This is a genomic window from Sulfurimonas sp., from assembly GCF_041563035.1.
Lineage (GTDB): Bacteria > Campylobacterota > Campylobacteria > Campylobacterales > Sulfurimonadaceae > Sulfurimonas.
On the sequence record NZ_JBFFNS010000001.1, the window covers coordinates 377,465 to 400,938 of the forward strand.

15 protein-coding genes are annotated in these 23,474 nt (G+C 33.6%); 10 read left to right on the forward strand and 5 right to left on the reverse strand.

Annotation, left to right across the window (positions count from 1 at the left end):
- The first annotated feature begins 8 nt into the window (after positions 1-8).
- Complete coding sequence (locus ABZC13_RS01780; RefSeq protein WP_372999118.1) at positions 9-2,297, forward strand: molybdopterin oxidoreductase family protein; 2,289 nt, start codon at positions 9-11, stop codon at positions 2,295-2,297.
- 77 nt (positions 2,298-2,374) lie between these two features.
- A complete protein-coding gene (locus tag ABZC13_RS01785; RefSeq protein WP_372999121.1) occupies positions 2,375-4,288 on the forward strand; it encodes a ferredoxin--nitrite reductase in 1,914 nt (637 codons plus the stop codon).
- A 6-nt stretch (positions 4,289-4,294) separates the two neighbouring features.
- Here ABZC13_RS01785 and ABZC13_RS01790 read toward each other — a convergent pair whose 3' ends face one another.
- Together ABZC13_RS01790 and ABZC13_RS01795 are read right to left on the reverse strand one after the other, a co-directional pair.
- Complete coding sequence (locus ABZC13_RS01790) at positions 4,295-6,088, reverse strand: EAL domain-containing protein (RefSeq protein ID WP_372999124.1); 1,794 nt, start codon at positions 6,086-6,088, stop codon at positions 4,295-4,297.
- Positions 6,018-8,942 (reverse strand): PAS domain S-box protein, encoded by a 2,925-nt coding sequence (locus tag ABZC13_RS01795; RefSeq protein ID WP_372999127.1) that lies wholly within the window; start codon positions 8,940-8,942, stop codon positions 6,018-6,020. The genes ABZC13_RS01790 and ABZC13_RS01795 overlap by 71 nt, the downstream gene beginning before the upstream one ends.
- A gap of 132 nt (positions 8,943-9,074) precedes the next feature.
- On the opposite strand from ABZC13_RS01795, the gene ABZC13_RS01800 reads away from it, so the two are divergent.
- The 7 genes from ABZC13_RS01800 (at position 9,075) to ABZC13_RS01830 (ending at position 17,260) form a co-directional block, all read left to right on the forward strand.
- On the forward strand, positions 9,075-10,343 hold the full coding sequence (locus ABZC13_RS01800; RefSeq protein ID WP_372999130.1) for a response regulator: 1,269 nt from the start codon (positions 9,075-9,077) through the stop codon (positions 10,341-10,343).
- A gap of 90 nt (positions 10,344-10,433) precedes the next feature.
- A complete protein-coding gene (gene pyrH, locus ABZC13_RS01805) occupies positions 10,434-11,144 on the forward strand; it encodes a UMP kinase (protein WP_372999133.1) in 711 nt (236 codons plus the stop codon).
- Between the two features lie 19 nt (positions 11,145-11,163).
- Positions 11,164-11,385: a DNA-directed RNA polymerase subunit omega gene (locus ABZC13_RS01810; RefSeq protein ID WP_372999136.1), complete on the forward strand. Its 222-nt coding sequence runs from the start codon at positions 11,164-11,166 to the stop codon at positions 11,383-11,385.
- A gap of 5 nt (positions 11,386-11,390) precedes the next feature.
- On the forward strand, positions 11,391-13,541 hold the full coding sequence (locus ABZC13_RS01815) for a bifunctional (p)ppGpp synthetase/guanosine-3',5'-bis(diphosphate) 3'-pyrophosphohydrolase (protein ID WP_372999139.1): 2,151 nt from the start codon (positions 11,391-11,393) through the stop codon (positions 13,539-13,541).
- Positions 13,542-13,563: 22 nt separating this feature from the next.
- Positions 13,564-14,763, forward strand: coding sequence for a tyrosine--tRNA ligase (tyrS, locus tag ABZC13_RS01820; RefSeq protein WP_372999142.1), 1,200 nt, complete (start codon positions 13,564-13,566; stop codon positions 14,761-14,763).
- Positions 14,764-15,855: a nitronate monooxygenase gene (locus ABZC13_RS01825; RefSeq protein WP_372999145.1), complete on the forward strand. Its 1,092-nt coding sequence runs from the start codon at positions 14,764-14,766 to the stop codon at positions 15,853-15,855.
- 7 nt (positions 15,856-15,862) lie between these two features.
- Positions 15,863-17,260 (forward strand): N-acetylmuramoyl-L-alanine amidase, encoded by a 1,398-nt coding sequence (locus ABZC13_RS01830; RefSeq protein WP_372999147.1) that lies wholly within the window; start codon positions 15,863-15,865, stop codon positions 17,258-17,260.
- A gap of 71 nt (positions 17,261-17,331) precedes the next feature.
- Here ABZC13_RS01830 and ABZC13_RS01835 read toward each other — a convergent pair whose 3' ends face one another.
- Genes ABZC13_RS01835 through ABZC13_RS01845 form a run of 3 tightly spaced genes read right to left on the reverse strand, consistent with a single transcriptional unit; the run spans position 17,332 to position 21,020 of the window.
- The gene (locus tag ABZC13_RS01835) at positions 17,332-18,414 is read right to left on the reverse strand and encodes a DHH family phosphoesterase (protein ID WP_372999150.1); all 1,083 of its coding nucleotides are present in this window, start codon (positions 18,412-18,414) and stop codon (positions 17,332-17,334) included.
- 28 nt (positions 18,415-18,442) lie between these two features.
- Positions 18,443-20,614, reverse strand: coding sequence for a flagellar biosynthesis protein FlhA (gene flhA / locus ABZC13_RS01840; protein WP_372999154.1), 2,172 nt, complete (start codon positions 20,612-20,614; stop codon positions 18,443-18,445).
- Positions 20,615-20,618: 4 nt separating this feature from the next.
- Complete coding sequence (locus ABZC13_RS01845) at positions 20,619-21,020, reverse strand: Rrf2 family transcriptional regulator (protein ID WP_372999157.1); 402 nt, start codon at positions 21,018-21,020, stop codon at positions 20,619-20,621.
- A gap of 105 nt (positions 21,021-21,125) precedes the next feature.
- Here ABZC13_RS01845 and ABZC13_RS01850 point away from each other — a divergent pair, with 105 nt between their 5' ends.
- Positions 21,126-23,465, forward strand: coding sequence for an EAL domain-containing protein (locus tag ABZC13_RS01850; RefSeq protein ID WP_372999162.1), 2,340 nt, complete (start codon positions 21,126-21,128; stop codon positions 23,463-23,465).
- The last annotated feature ends 9 nt before the right edge of the window (positions 23,466-23,474 follow it).

The following is a 23,474-nucleotide window of genomic DNA, read 5'->3' on the forward strand; positions in this document are numbered from 1 at the left end:
AGTAGCTAATGATTGATAAAATAAAAGATTTTTTAGGTTTTGATATAAAAGCAGAGAAATATAAGCTCTCAAGTGATCCTCAGTTTGGAATGATTAGTGATGAGAAAAAACCAGACAAATGGGTTTTTTCTACTTGTGGTTATTGTGGAGTTGGATGCGGTCTCTACATAGGTGTAAAAGATGGACGCGCTGTATATACAAAAGGCAACCCAAAACACTTTGTAAATAAAGGTACACTCTGTCCAAAGGGTTTGAGTGAGCATCAACTTATAAATTCTACTGAGAGAGTCACAACTCCGCTTATCAAAAAGAATGGAGAGCTTGTTTATGCGTCATGGGAAGATGCATACACTAAAGTTGCAGATGAGTTTAAACGCATTAGCGCAGAACATGGCCCAAAAGCTGTTGGTGTTCTCTCAACTGGACAACTTTTGACAGAAGAGTTCTACACTCTTGGTAAGTTTGTCCAACTTGGTTTGCAAACAAATAACTATGATGGAAACACGACTCTATGTATGGCATCTGCCGTTACTGGGTATAAGCAGTCTTTAGGAAGTGATGGTCCTGTAGGCTCTTATGAGGATTTTGAAAAAGCAAATACTATAATCTTAGTAGGTGCAAATATTTCAGATAATCACCCCATACTAAAACTGCATATCGCTAAAAACAAAAACAAGCCTAAGATAATAGTGATAGACCCGCGTAGTTCTAAAACAGCACAGATGGCAGATATATTTGTACCGCTGAAGCCAAGAACAGACTTGGCACTTTTTAATGGTCTGGCTTACATAATCATGGAGCAGGGTTGGGAAGATGAAGGCTACATAAAAGCTAATACAAATGGCTATAAAGAGCTAAAAAAACATCTTCAAAACTATCCTCCACAAGAGGTTGTAAACATTACTGGCATTGATGTAAAGACTCTTTATGAACTTGCTCGTCAGTTTGCATCTGGAGATGCAGTTTTAACTGCTTGGACCATGGGAGTAAACCAGTCTTTCATGGGAACTGATACTGTTAGTGCAATAGTTAATCTGCATCTACTCACAGGTCAGATAGGAAAAGAGGGATCAGGGCCATTTTCTATAACAGGACAGTGCAATGCCATGGGTACAAGAGAGAGTGGTTTTACATCTTCACTTCCTGGATATAGAAACTTTGGTGATAAAAATGCCTTACAAGATTATGCAAAGATTGTTAATGTTCCAGAGGATATAGTTCCACTAGAGCGTGGATATAAGTATGCAGAGATTATAGATGCAATAGACAGAGGTGAGATAAAAGCACTCTGGATTGTAGCTACAAATCCTCTTGTTAGTTTTGTAAACCAAGAAAAACTTCGTAAAACTCTTGGCAAACTTGATCTTCTTGTAGTCCAAGATGCATTTATGTCTGACACAGCAGAGATAGCTGATGTTGTATTCTCAGCCGCTACATGGGGAGAAAAAGAGGGAACTTACACCAATTCAGAGCGTAGATGTAACCGTGCAAACAAAGCTGTTGAACCGTTAGGAAATACAAAAAGTGACTTTGACATTATCGTGGATTTTTCAAAGTACTTTGATGGTGTGAATGAACTTCTTTTTCATAACTGGGAAAAGCCTCTAGATGCATTTAATGAGTTTAAAGAACTTACCCGCGGACAGCTTTGTGACTACTCGGGTATGACTTATGAGTTGATGGAAGAACACGGTGGCTTGCAATGGCCTTGTAACGAAGAAAATCCACTGGGTACTAAAAGACTCTATACTCCTGAGATGCCATTTAGAACTAAAGATGAAAAAGCAACTCTTATATGTGCAGACTGGTTTCCTATGGCAGAACCTATTAGTGCAGAATTTCCTCTCATCTTAAATACAGGCAGAACGGTTGAGCAGTGGCATACACGTACAAAAACTCGCTCAATTGAGATACTGAATAACCTTGCCCCAGAGGCATGGGTCGATGTAAACCCTGAAGATGCAAGAAAGCTTGAAGTTAAAAGTGGAGACAGACTATCGCTTTCAAGTGCCAGAGGCATGGTTAATGACGTAGTTGTTCGAGTGACTAACAGCGTCTCGTCCGGAAATGTTTTTGTTCCTTTTCACTTTAACACTCAACTGGTAAATACTCTGACAAATGAGAGCTTTTGTCCGAAGTCCGGTGAGCCAAACTTTAAGCAGACTGCTATTCAGCTTCACTCAGATGCACGACCAGAGGGTTTAGAGTTTAAAGAGAGAGAAATAATAGCTCATATAGAACATGTTAAAACTGCTTATGAGGGAATAAAGGTCAAAGAGAAAGAAAAAACTGTATAAAAAGTAATCATAAAACTGCCCACTCATGGCTTCAAAGTGGCTAATATTATATATATAAATAATATTGGAGCTTTGATATGCACTCCCTTCAAAAAGCTTATGACGCAAGAAGCAAAAAACTTAATAAGATAGAACAAGTTAAAGAACTTAAAAATCCTCAAGAGGCTTTTGATAAACTTGAAGAGTACTCCCAAAACGGTTATGCATCTATCCCAGATGAAGATAAAAAATACTTTTTAAAATGTTTTGGCATCTACGATAGAGTTGCTACACCCCAGAAGTTTATGATTAAACTTCGTATCCCTGGTGGATATCTAAACTCCATCCAAGCAAGAGAGATTGGTGAGTGTGCTTTACTTTACGGTCAAGATTATATAGACCTAACTACAAGAAGCCAGTGTGAACTTAGATATTTAGATATAAAAGATATTCCTACAATCCTTAAAAGACTTAAAAGTGTCGGCATAGACTCTTATCAGACAGGTGTGGATAATTTTAGAAATATTATGACAGACCCATTAGACGCTTTTGGATTCGATAATGTTCTTCCATCATATGACTTACTTTTAAAACTACAAGAGACTTTTCTTTACTCTCCTGAGTGGATATCAACTCTTCCTAGAAAGTTTAATACTTCTATAACTGGTTCACTATCAAACAGGTGTAATGTTTTTGGGCACGACTGCTGTTTCGTACTTGCTCAAAAAGATGGTTGTTACGGCTACAACATGTATCTTGGTGGTAAGGTTGGAAAGATTGCAAAGAGTGCAGACATATTTTTAGCAAATGAAGATGAAGTTGTTAAAGCATTTGAGTCAATTACTGACTTGTTTAAAAGATTTGGTTTTAGAGATAACAGAAATAAAAATAGACTTCACTTTCTTATAGATGCAGTAGGAATGAACGAGATATCAAGTGCCATACGTGAAAATGCAGGGATTGATTTTGCTAGTGCCGGTGAGACTATGACTAAGATGGATTTTAACGATCCTGATCAGGGAAAAGTACAACTTCGTGACGGCTCTTTTGGTGTTCATGTAGTTGTTCCATCCGGAGTCTTTAGTGGTAGAGGGCTTGTTGAAGTCGCGAATCTTAGTGAGACTTACGGAAATAAAGAAATACGCTTTGATATGGAGCAGAGTCTTTATATCTTAGGTGTTAAAGATGTTTCGGCTTTATTAAGTGAAAGTTTTTTTGAAAAATACAAGAGTGTAAACTCTCCATATTTTAACCACCTCATAGCTTGTGCAGGAACCCAGCACTGTCCATTTGGAGTTATAGAGAACAAAAATGATGCCATTAATATGTCTAAATATTTAGATGAAAAAGTACCATTAGAGAAGGGCAGAGTTAGAATGTACTGGTCAGCTTGTGTAAAAGGTTGTGGTATCCATGGTTTGGGAGATATAGGTTTTGAAGGTTGTAAGACTAAAGTAGACGGTGAAGCCGTTAGCGGTGTAAACATCTCTTTAGGAGGGCAGCTTGTAAGTGAAGGAGTTGAAGGCTATACAGTACTAAAATCTGCTCCTCTTGAGTTTGCGCAACTTTATGTAGAGTCTTTGATGTTGGAATATAAGAAGCATAAGAAAACAGATGAGAATTTTGAGCAGTTTCACACCAGAATCTTAAAACAATACACTCCTGCATCTATAGGTTTTATGATGAAGTTAGGAGCTTATCTAAGAGCAAAAAAGATAGACATAGATTTTGGTTTTAGTGATAAGACACACACTGGTAAAAATGAAGAGTTTGAAATTTTCGAGATAGGTCGAAGACTTTATTATGCTTTATCAAAGAAAGAAGCATATTCAGCTTATGATAGATTTACAAATGTATTGAAAAATGAGAAGTTGGAGAGTATCAAAAACATAGTTCCTGATATGGATGAAAATATATCTCAGATGCTAGAGAATATTTTAGATGAAAAAGAGCAAAACAGAGCTGTTGTTTTTTCTGAAATAACTCCTTTCATATCACTCTACGAGAGTTAAAGGGAATTATATTTCTCTGAGTGGTTCAGAGAAATAGTAGCCTTGAAATTCATCGATTTTAAACCCTTGTAGTATTTCATGAATCTTCTCACTATGTACATACTCCGCAATTACTTTGATTCCAAGCTCATTGAAAAATGTAACTATAGCTTTTGTTAATATAAAAGCGTGTGAATCAATGTCTATATTTTCAATTAAAGTTCCGTCTATTTTTATATATTCAGGGTGAATCTCTAAAATCTGACTAAAGTTAGAATAGCCGCTTCCAAAGTCATCAATGGCGATCTTAACACCTAAACTACGAAACCTTTTAATACTTTTTTTTAGAAGTTTATAGTCTTGTACACTTTCATTCTCAGTAATCTCAACTATAAGTCTATCCCCGATATTCTCTTTTGAGATTCTTTTATAAAGGCTCTCCATAAAGCTTTTGTTTGTAATGTCGGAATATGTCAGATTGATAGAGATAGTATGCTCATTTGTTTGCAAAAAATCTAGAACTTTGTAAATCATCATAGTTGAGATTAGACTATATTGTTTTGTCTCTAATGATATGTTTAAAAATTTCTCAGGTGATATCAGTATTTCTTGATTGTCTACTATCTCTAAAATCCGCATTAGAGATTCGTATTTTATAATATTTGCTTCTCTGTCAACTATAGGCTGGTATACAGGAACAATTCGATTGTTTTCAAGCGCACTTGTTATCTTGTGTCTCCACTCCATTTTTTCTTGCATCTCTTTTGTCGTATCAATTAGAGTATTGTATACAGAGTATATCTTGTTGTTATCTTTTGCATTTTTCAGAGCCATATCAGCATGTCTTAGAGGATGCTCTTGTCCTAAGGACATCCCAATAGTTGCATTGACACTAATCTCTTTTTTCAAGTCATCTATAAAAAATGTGAACTCTTTAATCCTATTTAGTAAAATATTAAATTCTATCTCATACTTTTCAGTATCTATATAAGCTACCTGATCAAGAAGAACAAATTGATCACCTGATGTATGGTAAAGCTCATAATAATACTCTTTTGAAAACTCTTTTATAAGTTTGGAAAAGCTTATTAGAACTTGATTCCCGGTAGCAGTCCCATAAAGGTCATTAATATGTTCTAGTTTGTCTATATCTATGAGCATAAGTACCGTAAACTCTAGATGTTTATAATTATTAGTATTGTACATAAAAGCACATAGGTTATCTAAACCGGTAAGAGAGTCTCTATATATTTGAGTGTTTATTATTTGGCTTTTTTCTTCAAGACTCTTTTCTAGTTGAATATTTTGGTTTTTTATAGATTCATGATAGAGATGCGCAAGTTTTTCATTATTGTGAGCTTCTGAAACTCTATATATGATTTTTGTCAATTGCTGCAAGCCTACCGGTTTTAGTACAAAGTATTCAATACCTAAGTTAATTAATTCTAAAAGGTATTCAGAGTCACTATATGCAGAAATGATTATTATTGATTGGTTTTGATCCTCTTGTAAGATACTCTTAGACATCTCTATACCATTCATAATAGGCATATTTATATCACTGATTATTAGATCATAGTTCCCTTGTTTATAAGCCTCAAGACCTTCTTTTCCGTTATTTGCCAAAACTACCGTAGGAAAGAATCTCTTTAAAAATTCTGCCATTTCCGTTTGAACTGTTAAGTCGTCTTCTACATACAGTACACGCATATCCTGAGTGTACTTTTTGAGCTTTTTTAAATCAACCATTTTACTCTCCATCAGTGCTCTTTCGTGGAAGAGATAATTTAAAACATGCTCCACCATTAATATTTTGTGCAACTATTGTACCCTTAAGATGTTTTTCTACAATCATCTGTGACATATAAAGACCCAAACCTGTACCTCCTTTTTCATCTTTTGTCGTGAAATACGGCTCAAATATTCTAGGTAGAACATCATCTGAAATTCCACCGGCATTATCACAAATCTCTATATAAACGTTTTGTGCATCTGAATCTATTTTTATTTCTATAGTCCCATCGCTCATATTTTTTAAAAGTATTATATCTTTGGAATTGTTTATAATATTAAGAAGCACCTGTATAACTTCACTATAGAAAGTGATGATCTCAATATCATTTTTGAATGATTTATTAAGAGTGATGTTATTGTTCTCTAAACTTTTTCCAATAAGTCCTAGAGTACCTTCTACTAGTTCTGAGAGCATACAACTGTCTGCTTTTTTATTAGGTTTTAGAAAGTTTCTGAAGTCATCAATAGTCTTGGATAAGAAAGATGTCTGTTCTACTATCTTGGCAAGTTTCTCATTAAACCTCTTATAGTCAACGTCTTCTAACTCAATATCAAGTTGCATATTTTGAGCTCCCATGCTTATGGCTGTTATGGGTTGGCGCCACTGATGAGCTATCATACTAATCATATCACCCATCGCTGCTTGGCGTGATTGAGCTAGCATTATCTCATCTTTTTGTTTGAGCTCATTTTCCATCTTTTTAGTTTCAGAGAGGTCACGCAAAAAACCTATTCCGTGCCATTTCCCATCTATTAAAACACCATTTAGTAAAAGTGATACAGGAAACTCATGACCGCCTTTTTTAATAGCTGAGAGTTCAAGGATCTTACCAAGTGCATCTCCCTCTCCAGTTTTCGCAAATTTTTTATATCCTTTTTTTGCTGCTTCATGAAAGGCTTTTGGAGCAACTATTTTGTGAAAATCTTTTCCTAAGAGTTCATCTTCTTCATAGCCAAGTATCGCTTTTGCTTTAGGATTCCAAAATATAAACTTACCATCATTATCAAGCATTATAATTGCATCTAGAGCAGAGTCTGTTATGGCTCTTAGTTTTTCTTCATTCTCCAATAGAACTTTATTGCTATTGTTTAGTTTGTTCCTAATAACTTCAATCTCCGTTACATCAGCAAAAGTAACAACACTAAGACTCTCTTGAGTGTTTATTTTACTTATAGGCAGTTTTTGCGCTTGGACTATAAAGCGATGAACTTTTCCATCATGCACCATTGAAGCTTCATGTATTTGGTTTGGATTTGCAAAGATATAAGCAAGCCAAGTCAGCTCATCAACAAAAGGCATAAGAGTGTTTTCTTCTTCTATAAAAAAATCACAGATACAATCATGATCTTTTTTGAACTCGTCGAGTGTCTGATATCCTGTAAAATCAAGCATAGTACGGTTAGCTCTTTTTATCTTTTCACCGTCTGTCACGATAACGATATTAGGAAGGACATCTATAATGTTTTGAAGGTAATCGCGGTTAAACTCTAGCTCGTTTAGAAGCTCTTTTTGTTTGGTAATGTCTTCTATAGTTCCTATAGATACTAAAGCATTACCTAGTTCATCAAAAGTAGTCTCACATCGCTCTTTTACAAATTTTATTCGCCCATCTTTCATTAGAAGGCGATGCTCGAGAGAATAGGGTGTTTTGTTTTCCAAGGATTCTAAATATTTTGAGTTTACAGCCTTTTTGTCATCCGGATGGACAGCATTTAAAAAGTCTTCATAGGTAGCACCGATTTTTTTAGGATCTATCTCAAAGATATTATAAATCTCATCTGACCAGATGAGTCTATTTGAGGCTATATTTAATTTCCAACTTCCTATATGAGTAATCTTTTGTGACTTCGCAAGTAGATGCTGACTCTCGTGAATCTTTAAAATTTGTTTTCTGTAAACCTCTGTTACACAATTTTCATATGATTTGATTCGAGTGTAAATAAACCATACCAAAATAGCAAGTGATATTAAAATAAACGACAGTTGAATAATCAACAAGTAATCTTCTTCTGTAAAAGATTCGAGAATATCGTGAAAAATTAGAATTTTTATTTTTGGTTTATTCTCAAAGTCATTTAATGAAAAAATATGCACTTTATAGTCATTATTTGCGGTTGATACAGTTACATCTTGTCTTTTAAAATCTAGAGTTTTTAGTGATCTATATATCAAGTCGAGATTTCCATGTGGAGTAGATTGTATCTCATAGCCATCTAAAAGTTTATTCTTAATACTTTTAGGAAGGGATAACTTGTCATTTTTAATAAATACAAGTCCATCAACACCATTGATATCTTTTAACTCATTTATTATAAAGTTAAGGTCTAAACCAACTTCTAAAGCACCTATATATTTATTTTTACTATCAAATATAGGCGTAATAATTCTATAGAGTGAGTTGTGTGTACCTGTTTCAAAACCAGATATTGTTTTATGTGAAGTATGAATCTCTTTTATCATAGGTCTAATATGGGTAAGTTTATCACCGTAAATGTTTGGCATATGCATTCTTAAAAAAGAGTGCCCATCTTTAAGATGAAAATGCATGGTTTTAAGAGTACTCTCTTCTTCGCGCATTAAATCCCATTTAGGTTTTAAAAGTTTGTAAATTGATTCACGGTCTTTTTTTTCTAAAAGTGTTGCCAGTTTAGTTGTCTGAATAATACGTTTATTTATGTATACATACTCTTTAACATAATGGTTTATAGTTTGATCTATACTTCTATGAACTTGAAGAGAGTGCTTTTTTTCATAACTTTTATCCCTGTCTTCATAAACAAAATTTGTTATTGCCACTATTACAACTATAAGAATAAACATAGTTATAACTATGGAGAAGGTAACACTTTTGCGAAGGGATGATGTATCGAGTTTTTTCACGTAGATTCTCCTTCTTAACAACTTAGATAAGTAAATATTATTATTTTAATGTAAAATGTTATAAATGATAACATAATATACGTACAAATTTCATTATGCTAAGATGCATATAAAGATTTTATAGGAAGGAAAATGATTACTGTAAGTAAACTAAAAGAGTATGCAGCAGATATAAGAGTTTTGTATGTTGAAGACGATAAAGCGATTCAGCATGAGATACATGATTTTTTGGGCCGTTTTTTCCCAACTATAATTTTAGCTGATAATGGTGAAGAGGGACTTCAACTATATAAGACAGGTCATTATGATATTGTAATCAGTGATATAAATATGCCAAAGATGAATGGTATAGAGATGGTTAATGCTATAAAAGAGATAAATGAAGAACAGAAAGTCATTATCACTTCTGCATATAATGAGCCAAAATATCTTATGGAACTCATTGACAATGGGGTTGATAAATTTGTTCTCAAGCCATTTAACAATAAGCAGTTTTTACATGTACTTTATAAGATAAGTGAATATATTTATAATAAAAAACAAAATCAATTACTTCAAAAAGAAATATCAAAAAAGATGTCTCAAATAGAGACCATTGTAAATATGATTGAGCATGGTATAGTTGTTATTGATCATTATAGAGTTACGCAGGTTAATGAGCAGTTTTTAAAAATGGCAGGTTATGATACCCAAGAAGAGTTTTATCAAGAAATTAGTAATGTATCTTCGCTTTTTGAACCACATAAAGGTTATATCGATGTAAACACGAATAAAGAGCTTATTGAAGTTTTAGAGTCTAGTAGAGAAGAGATACATAAAGTCATTATGAAGATAGATTTAAAAGAAAATATTTACTTATTAAAACACAAGAAAGTTCCAAATGAAGATAAGTATGTTATTTCTTTTACTGATATTACAGAAGAAGAAGAGTTAGTAAATATTAATACTAAGACAGGGCTGCCAAACATATTTGCAATGACTTCAGATATAGAATATCGTATCGCTAAAGGCATAGAGTTTGTAGTTGACTTAGTCAGAATCGAAAATATTGATAAAATGGTTAAATGGCACGGAAGAGAAGTACGAAACCATGTTGATGAAAATGTTGGAGGTATACTTAAAAAAGAGAAGGAAACACTCGATGAAAATGGAGTGTTTGCAGCATACTATGGACATAATAAATTTGTATTTGTACGAGAAAAAGATAAAAAAGATATAGTTGACGCTGCAATAAGAAAAATAGGTTATATATCTATTGCTGATGATAAAGAAAATATTAAACGAGATAAAAGTAGTATATTTTATATGCCTATTCAAAATTCTATAGAGGTTAAAGTTACTGCTAAAATAGATGATTTACTTAAAGAGATAGAAGCTAAGCTTGAAAATATGATTGTATAAATTAATAATTTATAGTTAAACAAATAGACTCAAAGCAATATCAAAGACATTTTTGAATATAATTCGCGGATTTAGATATAAAGGAATTTCATGGCTAACAAACGGGTATTGGTTAAGTTTTCAGGTGAAGCTCTTGCAGGTGAAGCAGGTCATGGGATCGATACACAGATTTTAAACTATATCTCTCAGGAGATAAAGTCTCTCGTAGAAGCTGGTATTGAAGTTGGTATTGTTATCGGTGGTGGAAATATCATCCGTGGTGTAACAGCAGCTCAAGATGGAATTATCAAGAGAACTTCTGGTGATTACATGGGAATGCTAGCAACTGTAATTAACGGTGTTGCTATGCAAGAAGCGTGTGAGCATGCAGGTCTCCAGGTGAGAATGCAAACAGCTATAAAAATGGAACAGATTGCAGAACCGTATATTAATCGTCGTGCAGTGCGTCATTTAGAAAAAGGTCGTGTTGTTATTTTTGCAGCAGGAACAGGTAACCCTTTCTTTACAACAGATACAGCGGCAACGCTTAGAGCAGTTGAGATAGGTGCTGAGGTTATAATAAAAGCGACGAAAGTTGATGGTGTTTATGACAAAGACCCGGCAAAATATAGTGATGCAGTGAAATTACCAGTGTTAACTTATGAGCAAGCTCTTAATGACCACATTAAAGTTATGGATGATACATCTATTGCACTTGCAAAAGATAACAAGTTGCCTATAATTGTATGTGATATGTCTAAAAAAGGTAACTTATTAGATATCTTAAATGGCAACATGGACAACTGTTCAATAGTAAAATAAAACTCAAGGAAATAGTAAAATGAAAGTTGAAGAATTAACAGCAAAAGTTTTAAAAGAAAATCCAAATATGGATCGTTATCAGTTGGCACTTGCCGTAGCAAAAAGAAGTGATGAACTTTTAAATGGTGCTACAAGTAAATTAAATATTGATCCCAAAAGTATTAAAGCAGCAGATTTAGCTTTAATGGAGATTGCACAAGGCCTTGTAAGAGTTAAAGGTTTTGTAGACGCTGAAAGATAGTTCAGTTGAGTCTGAGTCAAGTAGATATAGAGAAAGTTAAACATATACATGATGTTGACTCAGCACAAGAGTACCTTTTTTCACAGATCACTCCAAGTGATAAACTTCGTGAAGCTCTTGAATATTCTAAAACTGCACATACTGAGCAGTTTAGAAAGAGCGGACAACCATATATAATCCACCCAATCTTAGTAGCAAGCATTGTTTCATCTATTACAGATGATGAATCGATGGCGATAGCAGCTCTACTGCATGATGTTGTTGAAGATACAGATATTACTATTGAAAAAATAACAGAGCTGTTTGGTTCCGATGTTTCTCATTTAGTTGAAGGTTTGACTAAAATTGATAACATTAGAGATTCTGAGCTGATACCTTCAACTTCTAATGAAAGACTGGTCGTTTCAGCACTTTCATTTAGAAAGATGCTTCTTGCAAGTATAGAAGATGTGAGAGTATTAGTAGTAAAACTTTGTGACAGACTTCATAATATGCTTACTCTAGATGCTTTGCCTGATCATAAGCAAGTTAGAATTGCTGAAGAGACACTCGTTGTATATGCTCCAATCGCTCACCGCCTTGGTATATCTTTTTTGAAAAACATATTAGAAGATTTGAGTTTCTCATATCTTTTTAAAGAAGAAAAGCATCATATAGACAACTATCTTGATACTAACTATCATGCGATAGAAATGAAGTTGGATGAGTTTAAAGAATCTATACATAAACTTTTATCTAAGAATGGTTTTTGTGAAGATGATTTTGAGATACTATCACGTGTTAAGCACCGCTATTCTATCTACTTGAAGATGCAGAGAAAGGGAGTTTCTATTGATGAGGTCTTAGACCTTTTAGCCGTTAGGATATTAACTACCGATCCTGTAAAATGTTATAATATTTTAGGTCTGATACATCTGCATTTTCAGCCACTCTCTTCAAGATTTAAAGACTACATAGCCGTTGCAAAAGATAATGGTTATCAGACCATTCATACTACTGTATTTTATGAAACTGCTATATTTGAAGTACAGATCAGAACTTTTGATATGCATAAAACTGCTGAACTTGGAGTTGCTGCGCACTGGAAATATAAAAGTGGCGGAAACAATATAAAGCTAGATTGGTTACATAACTTGGGTTACCAAAATGAGTCTGTAGAAGATTTTTATGCTCTTATAAAAAATGATCTATACTCTGAAGATATAGCTGTATTTTCTCCAAGAGGAGAAGCATTTACACTTCCTCGAGGTGCAGTTGTCCTGGACTATGCTTACACTGTACATACAGCGGTTGGAAACACAGCAAAATCTGCACTTGTAAACAAAGTGAAAACACCACTTCTTAGTGAACTGCAAAATGGTGATATTGTTAAGATCAACGTAGCCGATGATATTATTACAAGATGTTCTTGGATAGATGCTGTAAAAACATCCAAAGCAAAAACAAATATGAGATTTAACTGTAATGCAAGAGTTAGAGATATCAATGCAAAGTCTAGTGTAAATATCGTAGCTGCAGCAATGAATCTGAACCATTCAAGAGTTGAAGAGTGGTTTGATAGACACAACTGCGAAAAGAGAGCATCTATACCTTTTGATATAGAACACTTTCGTGATGTAATTCATAAATATACTATGGAGATAAGTCAAAATTCCAGGTTTAAAAGATTTCTTTCTCGTCACAGATTTAAGCTAAAGCCGTATAACATCAGAGGTACCGAAATATATAGTACTTCGCATGTTAGTGATATTGTTTTTGACTATTGTTGTCACCCAAAATCCGGTGATGAGATAGTGGCATTTTTAGAAAAAGGCAAAGCTCACATTCATCATAAAATGTGTAAAAGTGCTGTTAAAAAACTAGAAGCAAATGAACCAATGCTGTTTGTAAGATGGGAAAAGCAAAATGTCTATAACTACAATGTAATAGTTTCTCTTCCAAGTGGAAAAGGTACTTTAGCAGACTTTTTAAACTTTTTGGTAAAATTAAATATAGACATAAACTCTATAGAACTTGGTAAAAATAAGAGTGAGTCATCGAGATATTGTGAGCTTGGCTTTGAGTCAAAAGAAGCCGATATTAACTCTCTTCGTGCTAAAATGGAACAAAAAATAAAAGTTATACATCTCATACGAACTGATGATGCTTATCGATAAAATTAATGAGGGAAAGATATATATGTTACAAGAAGCTTTAAGAGAAATAAATAGAGGCAGTGCTGAAATAATTGATAGTGAAAGAATTGAAAAGTTATTAAAAGCGTATTTTGAAGAGGGGAAAACATACACTGTAAAAGCCGGTTTTGATCCAACTGCCCCTGACTTACACCTTGGTCACACAGTACTTCTACAAAAGCTTGCAACATTTCAAAAGTATGGCGCAACGGTACAATTTCTAATAGGTGATTTCACTGCTTCAATCGGTGATCCAACCGGTAAAAATATTACTAGAAAAATTTTAAGTAAAGAAGATATTAAAAAGAATATCTCTAGTTATACTACGCAAGCTTTTAAAATTCTTGATGAGAGTAAAACAGAGATAGTTTACAATAACGACTGGTTAGCACCTCTTGGTTCTGTTGGTATGCTAGAACTTGCATCTAACTTGACAGTTGCAAGAATGTTAGAGCGTGATGATTTTTCTAAGAGATATGCTGCACAAACACCTATTGCAGTAAGCGAGTTTATGTATCCCCTTCTTCAAGGTTATGATAGTGTTCATCTGAAGTCAGATATAGAACTAGGTGGGACTGATCAGAAATTTAATCTTTTAATGGGTAGACAACTGCAAAAAGCTTACGATGTGAAAAAACAACAAGCTGTTTTAATGATGCCTATTTTAGAAGGTCTTGACGGCGTTCAAAAGATGAGTAAATCACTTAATAATTATATTGGTGTAACTGATGAACCAAATGATATGTTTGGAAAAGTACTTAGTATCTCTGATGATCTTATGTGGAGATTTTACGAACTATTAAGTACAAAATCTTTGGATGAAATAGCCGCTATTAAAAATGGAGTTCTTGATGGTTCTCTGCACCCTAAAAAAGTTAAGGAAGAATTAGCTATAGAAATCACGGCTAGATATCATTCAGACTCCCTTGCACTTGGGGCAAAAGCAGAATTTGATAAAGTACACGCTAAAAGTCAAATACCAACAGAAATAGATGAATATAGTTGTGATGGAGAGATTTGGATAGCGCAAGCCTTAGTAGATTGTAACATTGAGCCATCTACTTCACAAGCAAGAAGAGATATTAAGCAAGGTGCTGTTAAAATAAATCAAGAAAAGATATCGGATATGCAGTTACAACTCTCGAGCGGTGAATATATACTTCAAGTTGGAAAAAGAAAGTTTGCAAAATTAAAGGTTAATTAGATGAGTTTTGAGTCGTTAAAAATTGGAAAATATGTAATAGAGAAGCCTATAGTTCAAGGTGGTATGGGTGTTGGTATTAGTTGGGATCAACTTGCCGGCAATGTATCAAAAGAGGGTGGGTTAGGTGTTATAAGTGCTGTTGGTACCGGTTACTACGAAGATAAGACATACTCAAAGAAATTAGTTGCAGATAGACCTCTAAGTGAAGCTAACTTCTACTCTCCAGAAGCTCTTCACAAAATATTTGCAAATGCTAGAAAAGTATGTGGTGACAAGCCATTAGCTGCAAATATTTTATACGCTATGAATGATTATGGTCGTGTTGTAAAAGATGCTTGTGAAGCAGGTGCAAATATCATTATCACAGGTGCTGGACTTCCAACAAATATGCCGGAATTTACTGAAGGTTTTCCAGATGTAGCACTTGTTCCTATTGTATCATCTGCTAAAGCTCTTAAAATAATTTGTAAAAGATGGCAAAAGAGATATAACAGAATCCCTGATGCTGTAATAGTTGAAGGTCCTAAAAGTGGTGGACACCAAGGTTTTACTTATGAGCAGTGTAAATTACCTGAGAACCAATTAGAAAATATTGTCGGTCCTGTTGTAGAAGAAGCAGCCACATGGGGTGATATACCAGTAATTGCTGCCGGTGGTGTTTGGGATAAAAATGATATCCAAGAGATGTTGTCTCTTGGTGCATCTGGTGTTCAAATGGGAACTCGTTTTATTGGTACGCATGAATGTGATGCACACATAAATCTTAAAAATGTTCTTATAAATGCTAAAAAAGAAGATATCAAACTAATGGGGTCACCTGTTGGGTATCCAGCTCAAGGTGTAGTTACAAATCTTACTCACTTAGTTGAGAAAAGAGAAGGTCCTGCTATTAAGTGTATCTCAAACTGTGTTGCTCCTTGTAACCGTGGTGAAGAAGCAAAAGAAGTTGGTTTTTGTATAGCAGATAGACTAAGTGACGCATTTTTAGGAAATACTGAAACAGGTCTGTTTTTCTCCGGAACGAATGGCTATAAGTTAAATGAGATTATCTCAGTAAAAGAGTTAATAGACAAATTGATGGTAGGCGAATAGACAGAGAATGGTTCGTCTTCTAAGTCTGTTTTTAATTCTTGTAATCTCTCTATATGCGCAAAGTAATAGTGAGCTTTTAAAACGGGCTGATGGGTTTATGAAAAGTGGTTCAAAGTCGAATCAGTTTCGTGCATACAACGACTATAAGAACCTCTATCTTCGTGCTATAATGGCAGAAGACGGTAAGCTTAGAGCAAGTGCTTTGAAAGGCATTGTTAAAAGTGGCAATAAGCTTCATATAGATGTGTCTCAATATTCAAAAGAACTTTCAAAAATAAAAATAAAAACTTCTTATCAAGCTCCAAAATCAAAACCAATTCAAAAATCAAAATCAAAAAACATTAAAGTACAATCATCACATAAGCTAAAATCTGTAAGATGGAAAGATGATAAACTTGTTTTGAAATTTGATAAAAAATTACGAAGTAATCAAATAAATTATTTTACATTATATGATGGTGAGAATGAAAGATATAGATATATTTTTGACATTCATGCATCTATGCTAACAGAGTCTCAAAACCTTATAAAAAAAGGTATAAATAGAATTAAATTGGGACAATATGATACTAATACTTTAAGACTTGTAATTGAAAATAGTAAAAAAGTAGAAATTAGATTTAAAAAAGAGTCAACACAGTTAGTAATTAATATGAGATCCTCAACTATTAAATCTGAAGCAAAAATATCTAATGATATTCCAAAGACGACATTCCCTCAAAGAGCTGATAGAGATAAAGTAATAGTTATAGATGCCGGACATGGTGGAAAAGACCCTGGTGCAGTCGGATACAAAAACTATAGAGAAAAAGTAGTAGTATATAAGATTTCACAAGAGTTAAAGCGAATACTTCGTTCTCGCGGTTATAAAGTATATATGACAAGAGATAGAGATAAGTATGTAAAATTAAGCAAAAGAACAGAATATGCAAATAATAAAAATGCAGATATCTTTGTAAGTATTCATGCAAATGCTGTTGGCAGAAAAAATGCAAATAAAGTTCATGGAATTGAATGTTACTTTTTATCTCCGTCGCGTTCAAAACGGGCTGAAAGAGTTGCTGCAAAAGAGAATTCAGCAGATTTAAGTGAAATGAATAGATATGGTAAAGACACCTTTTTAAATTTCTTAAATAGTCATAAGATAGTGGCATCTAATAAACTCGCGATAGATCTGCAAAGAGGAATGTTAGGCTCTTTAAATAAAAAGTATAAGGTAAAGGACGGTGGAGTTAGAGAAGGACCTTTCTGGGTTCTTGTGGGGGCTCAGATGCCGGCTGTTTTAGTAGAAGTAGGTTTTATATCTCATCCAACAGAAGCAAAAAGATTAGTAGATTCTAAGTATAGAAAAACGATGGCTTTAGGCTTGGCAAATGGAATTGAGAGATATTTCGCTAAGAATTAATGCCCTTGTCTCCAACGCAAGGAATATTTTCGTAGAAAATGTTTACTGAAGTTGAAAAAGAGACAAGGGTACTAAATATCTTCCTTTTTATATTCTAAGTCACCAGCAACAGCTTCTTTATCATTAATGATTTTTTCTATCTGCTTTTTAACTCTGTCATAACGATACTGCTCTTTGAACCCTATTATTCTTCCACCAGCGGCATTTGGATGTCCACCGCCATTTGCCCACTCTTTAGAGATTTGAGAAACACTAACTTGATTATTTGCTCTTAGACTCATAGTTCCACGGTAGCTGACATCCACAATGAAATCATACTCTGGATAAGCAAGTAAAAAACCATTGCCTATAATAGATGTATTTCCAACACCATAACTTAAATAGCCTCTATAGCCTTTGTAGTAAATAGTCTTCTCATCTCTTGATTCACCCAATAGTTTTACAATATATTTTGTTGCTAAATTATCAAGAGTGTCATTCTTGTCTTCTCTAAAAAACTCTTTTTTTATAAGGTGGATTTTTTCATCTAAAACTATAGGAGCATTTTCTTCATTTATGTATTTTGTAGCTTCAAGAAGTAGAGATAATTTATAGTTATTATCTACATCTGCAAACATAATTTTGTTAAGCTCTCTTGTCTCAGTTACTAGTCTCATACAAACTTTTCCATACTCAAAGTTCTCTACTTCTTCTTGTTTCCACAAATCGACAGCATTTACTACGTTTACAAATTTATTCATCCACTCAGGTTCATTAAGTTCAAAGTGTTCCAATGCATAGTCATAAGTTATTTTCGTTGCACATCTTGATGTATCTAGAAAGTACCAGTCATATTTATTAGCACTGTCTTCTCCACTACCATGATGATCCAAAAGAGTTAGGGTAACATCTTTTTTATTATCGTTCATCTTTTTAACTTCATTATTGAGCCATCTTGATTCATCAAAGGTAAGGTTTAAGTCTGTAATTAATATAAGAGAGTCAGTATTACTCTTATTTATCTTTTCCAGTATGAGCTCTAGTTTTTGTTTAACTTCAGCTCCGTAGTTAGCATTATAATTAAATATTTTATACGGAGTGAATCTCATCACTAACTGACAGCTATAACCATCTAAATCAATATGCGATAAATGGTAAATTGTTTTATTGTTCATTATATTCCTTAAACTTATTATACTATATTTATGACTCTATAGAAATAGAGCCCATTACTTCAAAAGTTGCACTTGAATCAATCTCGGCATGTGAAAGTGTTACAACATCTAGAGAAAATCTCTCAAAAATTTCGGCTACACCACGACGAAGCTGAGGATCTACGATGATAACAACAGGAGAAACTCCTTTTTGTAGTAGTTCATGTGCTTTTTTACTTGTTGCTTGTATGAGTTGATTTATCTCTCCTACACTTAGTAGAAGATTTCTGACACCATCTTTTTCTTGTGACTTTTCAAGCATCATCTGCTCTGAGATAGTATCAAAAGTCAGTAGACGTATAACTCCATCATCACCAGAATACATCTGTGTTATAATACGAGAAAGTTTTGAGCGTACCTGTTCTGTTATAAGATCTACATTTTTAGTAAACTCTGCAATATCTGCTATTGTCTCTAAGATAGTGAGCATATCTTTAAGAGGAATCTTTTCGTGTAAAAGACCTTTTAGTATACGCTGAATTAGACCGATAGATGCTACTTTTTGAACATCATCCACGATAACAGGAAAATCTGTTTTAATTTTCTCAATAAGAGTTTGAACCTCTTGACGAGTGAGTAAGTCTTCAGCATTCCTCTTAACAAGCTCACTCATATGAGTAGAGATAACTGTAGCTGGGTCAACAACAGTATATCCGTTGATAATTGCATCTTCTTTCTGATCAGGTGTGATCCAAATTGCATCTAGACCAAAAGCAGGCTCTTTTGTAGCTTCTCCATCTATCTCACCGGTTGCCATTCCACTATCCATCGCCAAGAATTTATCAGGCTTAATAAAACCTTCACCAATAGAGATACCCTTGAGTAAAATCTGATACTGTTCTGGTTGCAGATGCAAGTTGTCACGTATACGAACCTGAGGCATTAAAAAACCAAAATCAGATGCTATCTTACGTCTCATTGACCGAATACGTTCTAGTAAGTCACCACCTTGAGAATTGTCTGCTAGTCGTATAAGTTGGTAACCAAGGGTAAGTTCAAGCATTTCTACTTTTAGTATATCTTCTAGAGCTGTTTCTTCTTCTTTTGCTATCTCTTCATTAGACTTTACCGGTTTAGCTTGAGCTTCTTCTTTGGCTTGTTGTTCTCTAGCTTTAGGGGAGAGAATATTTTCAACATCGAGTATGGTAAGTTCACCTTTTTCATACTTGTAAACTGACCAGCCAAGAAGTGCAAACAGGATTCCAACGAAGCCCATTGAAGCAGTTGGAAGTCCTGGTACAAGTGCAAATAAAATCATGATAAAACCAACTATCATAAGGATTTTTGCATTACCCATCATCTGGTTGATTGTACCTTCTGCAAAGTTATCTCCCTCTCCGGAAGAACGGGTAATCATAATACCTGTAGCAGTAGAGATGATAAGTGCAGGGATCTGACCAACAAGACCATCACCAATAGTTAAAAGTGTAAAAGTTGAAGCACTATCTCCAACTGTCATATCATGTTGAAATACACCTATAAGAAATCCACCGATAATATTGATAAGAGTAATAACAATACCTGCAACAGCATCACCTTTTACAAACTTAGACGAACCATCCATAGCTCCATAAAAGTTTGCATCTTGAAGGATTTCTGCACGACGTTGCTTAGCCTCAGCATCATCAATAAGCCCAGCATTAAGGTCAGCATCTACTGCCATCTGTTTACCAGGCATTGAGTCTAGTGTAAAACGAGCAGCAACCTCTGCAACTCTTGTAGAACCTTTTGTAATAACCATAAAATTAATTAGAACAAGAATGGAAAAAACTATAATACCGATAACAAAGTTACCACCTACAACAAAGTCACCAAAGCTTGTTATGATGCTACTTACAGCACCCGGTCCTTCATGACCATGGCTTAGAATCATCCTTGTTGTGGCAATATTGAGAGAAAGTCTGAACAGTGTTAAAATAAGAATGAGTGTCGGAAAAGTTGTTAAGTCTGTTGGTTTTGGAACATAGAGTGATATAAGTAAAATCAAAACAGCCAAAGCCATAGAAATAGTTAGTAGTACATCAAGCAGGCTTGAAGGAAGAGGAACGATAATAATAGCTAAAATAGCCATTACAAATACAACTACACTTAAATCTCTTTGTCCAATAAGAAAGTTTAGTGTTGTTCCAATCTGCTCTCTTGTAGTAAGTTTTCTTGCCAATGTGTTACTCTAAAATATCATCAAGTGATAAGTCGGCTAAAAAGTCATCTATTTTGCCTTGAAGTTTATTTAAAAATGGCCAGATAGAACAAAGCTCAGCTCTATCACTAGGACAATCTTTTTGAGATGGTGAGCAGTCAAAGACAGCAGGTGCTTTCCCCTCAACTGCGCTCATGACACTTAGCATGCTAATATCTTTGGCATCTTTTAGCAGTGTAAAGCCACCGTTAACACCTTTATACGACTTTAAAATGCCATTTTTTGCCAGAGCTTGTAGAATCTTAGCTAAAAAGCTTTTTGGTATAGATAGCTGATTAGAAAGAGTTTCACTATCCATAGGTGAATCAGCTTTTGATAAAACAATTAGAGAAAGTATTGCGTATTCACTTGCACGAGTTATTAACATAATGTTTACTTTTAAATTAAGATTTTAATATTGAAAAAGATTATATCCAAAGAAGTTGAATTTAATTTAAGTTTCAAATATTAGAAAAGTAAGTATAATGTCTTCATGTCTTATAAAGTGATATCAAAAAAACTAATCATAATAGTTCCTATTATGTTTTTTATCATCGCATTTGTTAGAATTTCTCTTAATTATTTTGAAAATAAAAAGAGTGTTGAAGAATTTATCTCTGAGCAGTCAAAACTTGTAGACTCTCTATACATGACACATAGAGATTATTACCAAAACCTTTATCTAAATAAAATCATAAACTTAAATGAAAAATCGCTTGCTGGACTTCCTGCATTCTCTGCTGCACAAATCTCTAAAACATTCTCAGAACAAAATAGACTACAAATTACAATGCAGACAGTTAGTGATAGAGCCAGAAACCCCAAAAACCAAGCTGATGTATATGAACTCGAAGCTATAAAGTATTTTAAAAATAATGCAGATGCTAAAGAATACTTTAGTCTAGAGAGCGATTTTTATCAATATGCTACTCCTCTGAAAATTGAGAAAAAATGTCTTACTTGTCATGGAGAAAAATCTAAAGCCCCAAAATTCATATCTGACAAATATGATAAGGCGTATGACTATAAAATTGGTGATATAAGGGGTATTTTAAGTATTAAAGTCCCAACTTTTCATGTAAATAAAATCATCAATAAACAGTTCCTAGGTTCAGTATTATATGATTTACTCCTTATGATATTTGTTTCTCTTATAGCATTTTATTTAATGAGATTTTTTTCAAAATTACAAGGACAGTTAGAAGATGAACTTGATGATAGAACACATGAGTTAAAAAACTCTCTATCTTTTCTTGAAAGTTATAAAGATGCAATTGATAGTAATCTTATAGTCTCTAAAAGTGACTTGAATGGAGATATAACATACGTAAATGATATTTTTTGCAAGATTACTGGCTATACCCGTGAAGAAGTTATTGGAAAGAATCATAGTATTTTAAGAGATAAATCTTTTTCTAAAGCAATGTATAAAAAACTTTGGTCAACTATTGTCTCAAGAGAAACATGGCATGGCAGAATAAGAAATGTAAAGAAAGATGGCTCCTTTTACTGGGTAGATGCAACTATCACTCCGATTATAAATGCTAAGGGAGATATAACTGAGTACATTTCAATAAGACATGACATTACTCAGCTAATAGATCAAAAAAATGAATTAAAAACTTTTGCCAATACTGATTCTCTTACAAAACTTGGAAATAGAAATGCACTCAAAGAAGAGATTGATAATAGTGAAAATATATTTCTGATTTTAGTAAATATAGACAGTTTCTCTCAGATAAATGACTTTTACGGACATGAATTGGGAGACTCTATTTTAGTTGAATTTGCATCTAAATTACTACAAAGCTGCAGTATGAATAAAGAACTAAAACTATTTAGAGTCAGTGGTGATGAATTTGCAATATTAACAGTAGATATGCCGGCTCACAGTGTTGTACAAAAGGCACAATCAATTGTTAAATTTATTAACTCACATGTATATGAAGTAGAAGATGAAACAGTAGAATTAAATGCAACAGTTAGTATTTCACTAGAAAAGAAAGAACAGTTGCTCATAACTGCAGATATGGCTCTAAAAATTGCAAGAAGAGAGGCTAAGGATCTGATTGTCTATGATAAAGCAATGAATCTTGATAAAGAGTATGAAAATAATATGCTCTGGACTAAAAAAATAAAAGAAGCAATAAAGAATGACAAGATAGTTTTATACTTTCAGCCAATCGTAGATAATGCCAATGGAGAAATTAATAAATATGAGTCTTTAGTAAGACTTATTGATGAAAATGACAAAGTTATAACACCATACTTTTTCTTAGAGATTGCGAAAAAAGCAAAGCTTTATAAACAGATAACAAAAATTGTAGTCCAAAAGAGTTTCGAGAACTTTAGAGAGAATGATTTTGAATTTTCTATAAACCTAAGTATAGATGATATTTTAGATAAAGAGATAAATGCATATATATTAGAAATGTTAGACATATACAATATATCTAATAGAGTAATATTTGAAATAGTTGAATCTGAGAGTATTGAGAATTTTGATGAGATTCAGAAATTTATTAAAAGTGTAAAAGAATTAGGCTGTAGAGTTGCTATAGATGACTTTGGAACAGGTTATTCAAACTTTGAGTACCTAATGAGACTAGAAGCAGATTTCATCAAAATAGATGGTTCTATCATAAAAGAAATTTTAGAAAATAAAAACTCGGAGATTATTACAAGCGTAATAGTTGATTTTGCTAAAAAGATGAACATTCAAGTAATAGCGGAATTTGTAGAGAATGAAGAAATATTTAATAAAGTTAAAGAGTTGGGAATTGAAAAGTCACAAGGTTACTACTTTAGTGAGCCTAAACCATTTTTAATATAGTTTTGCTAT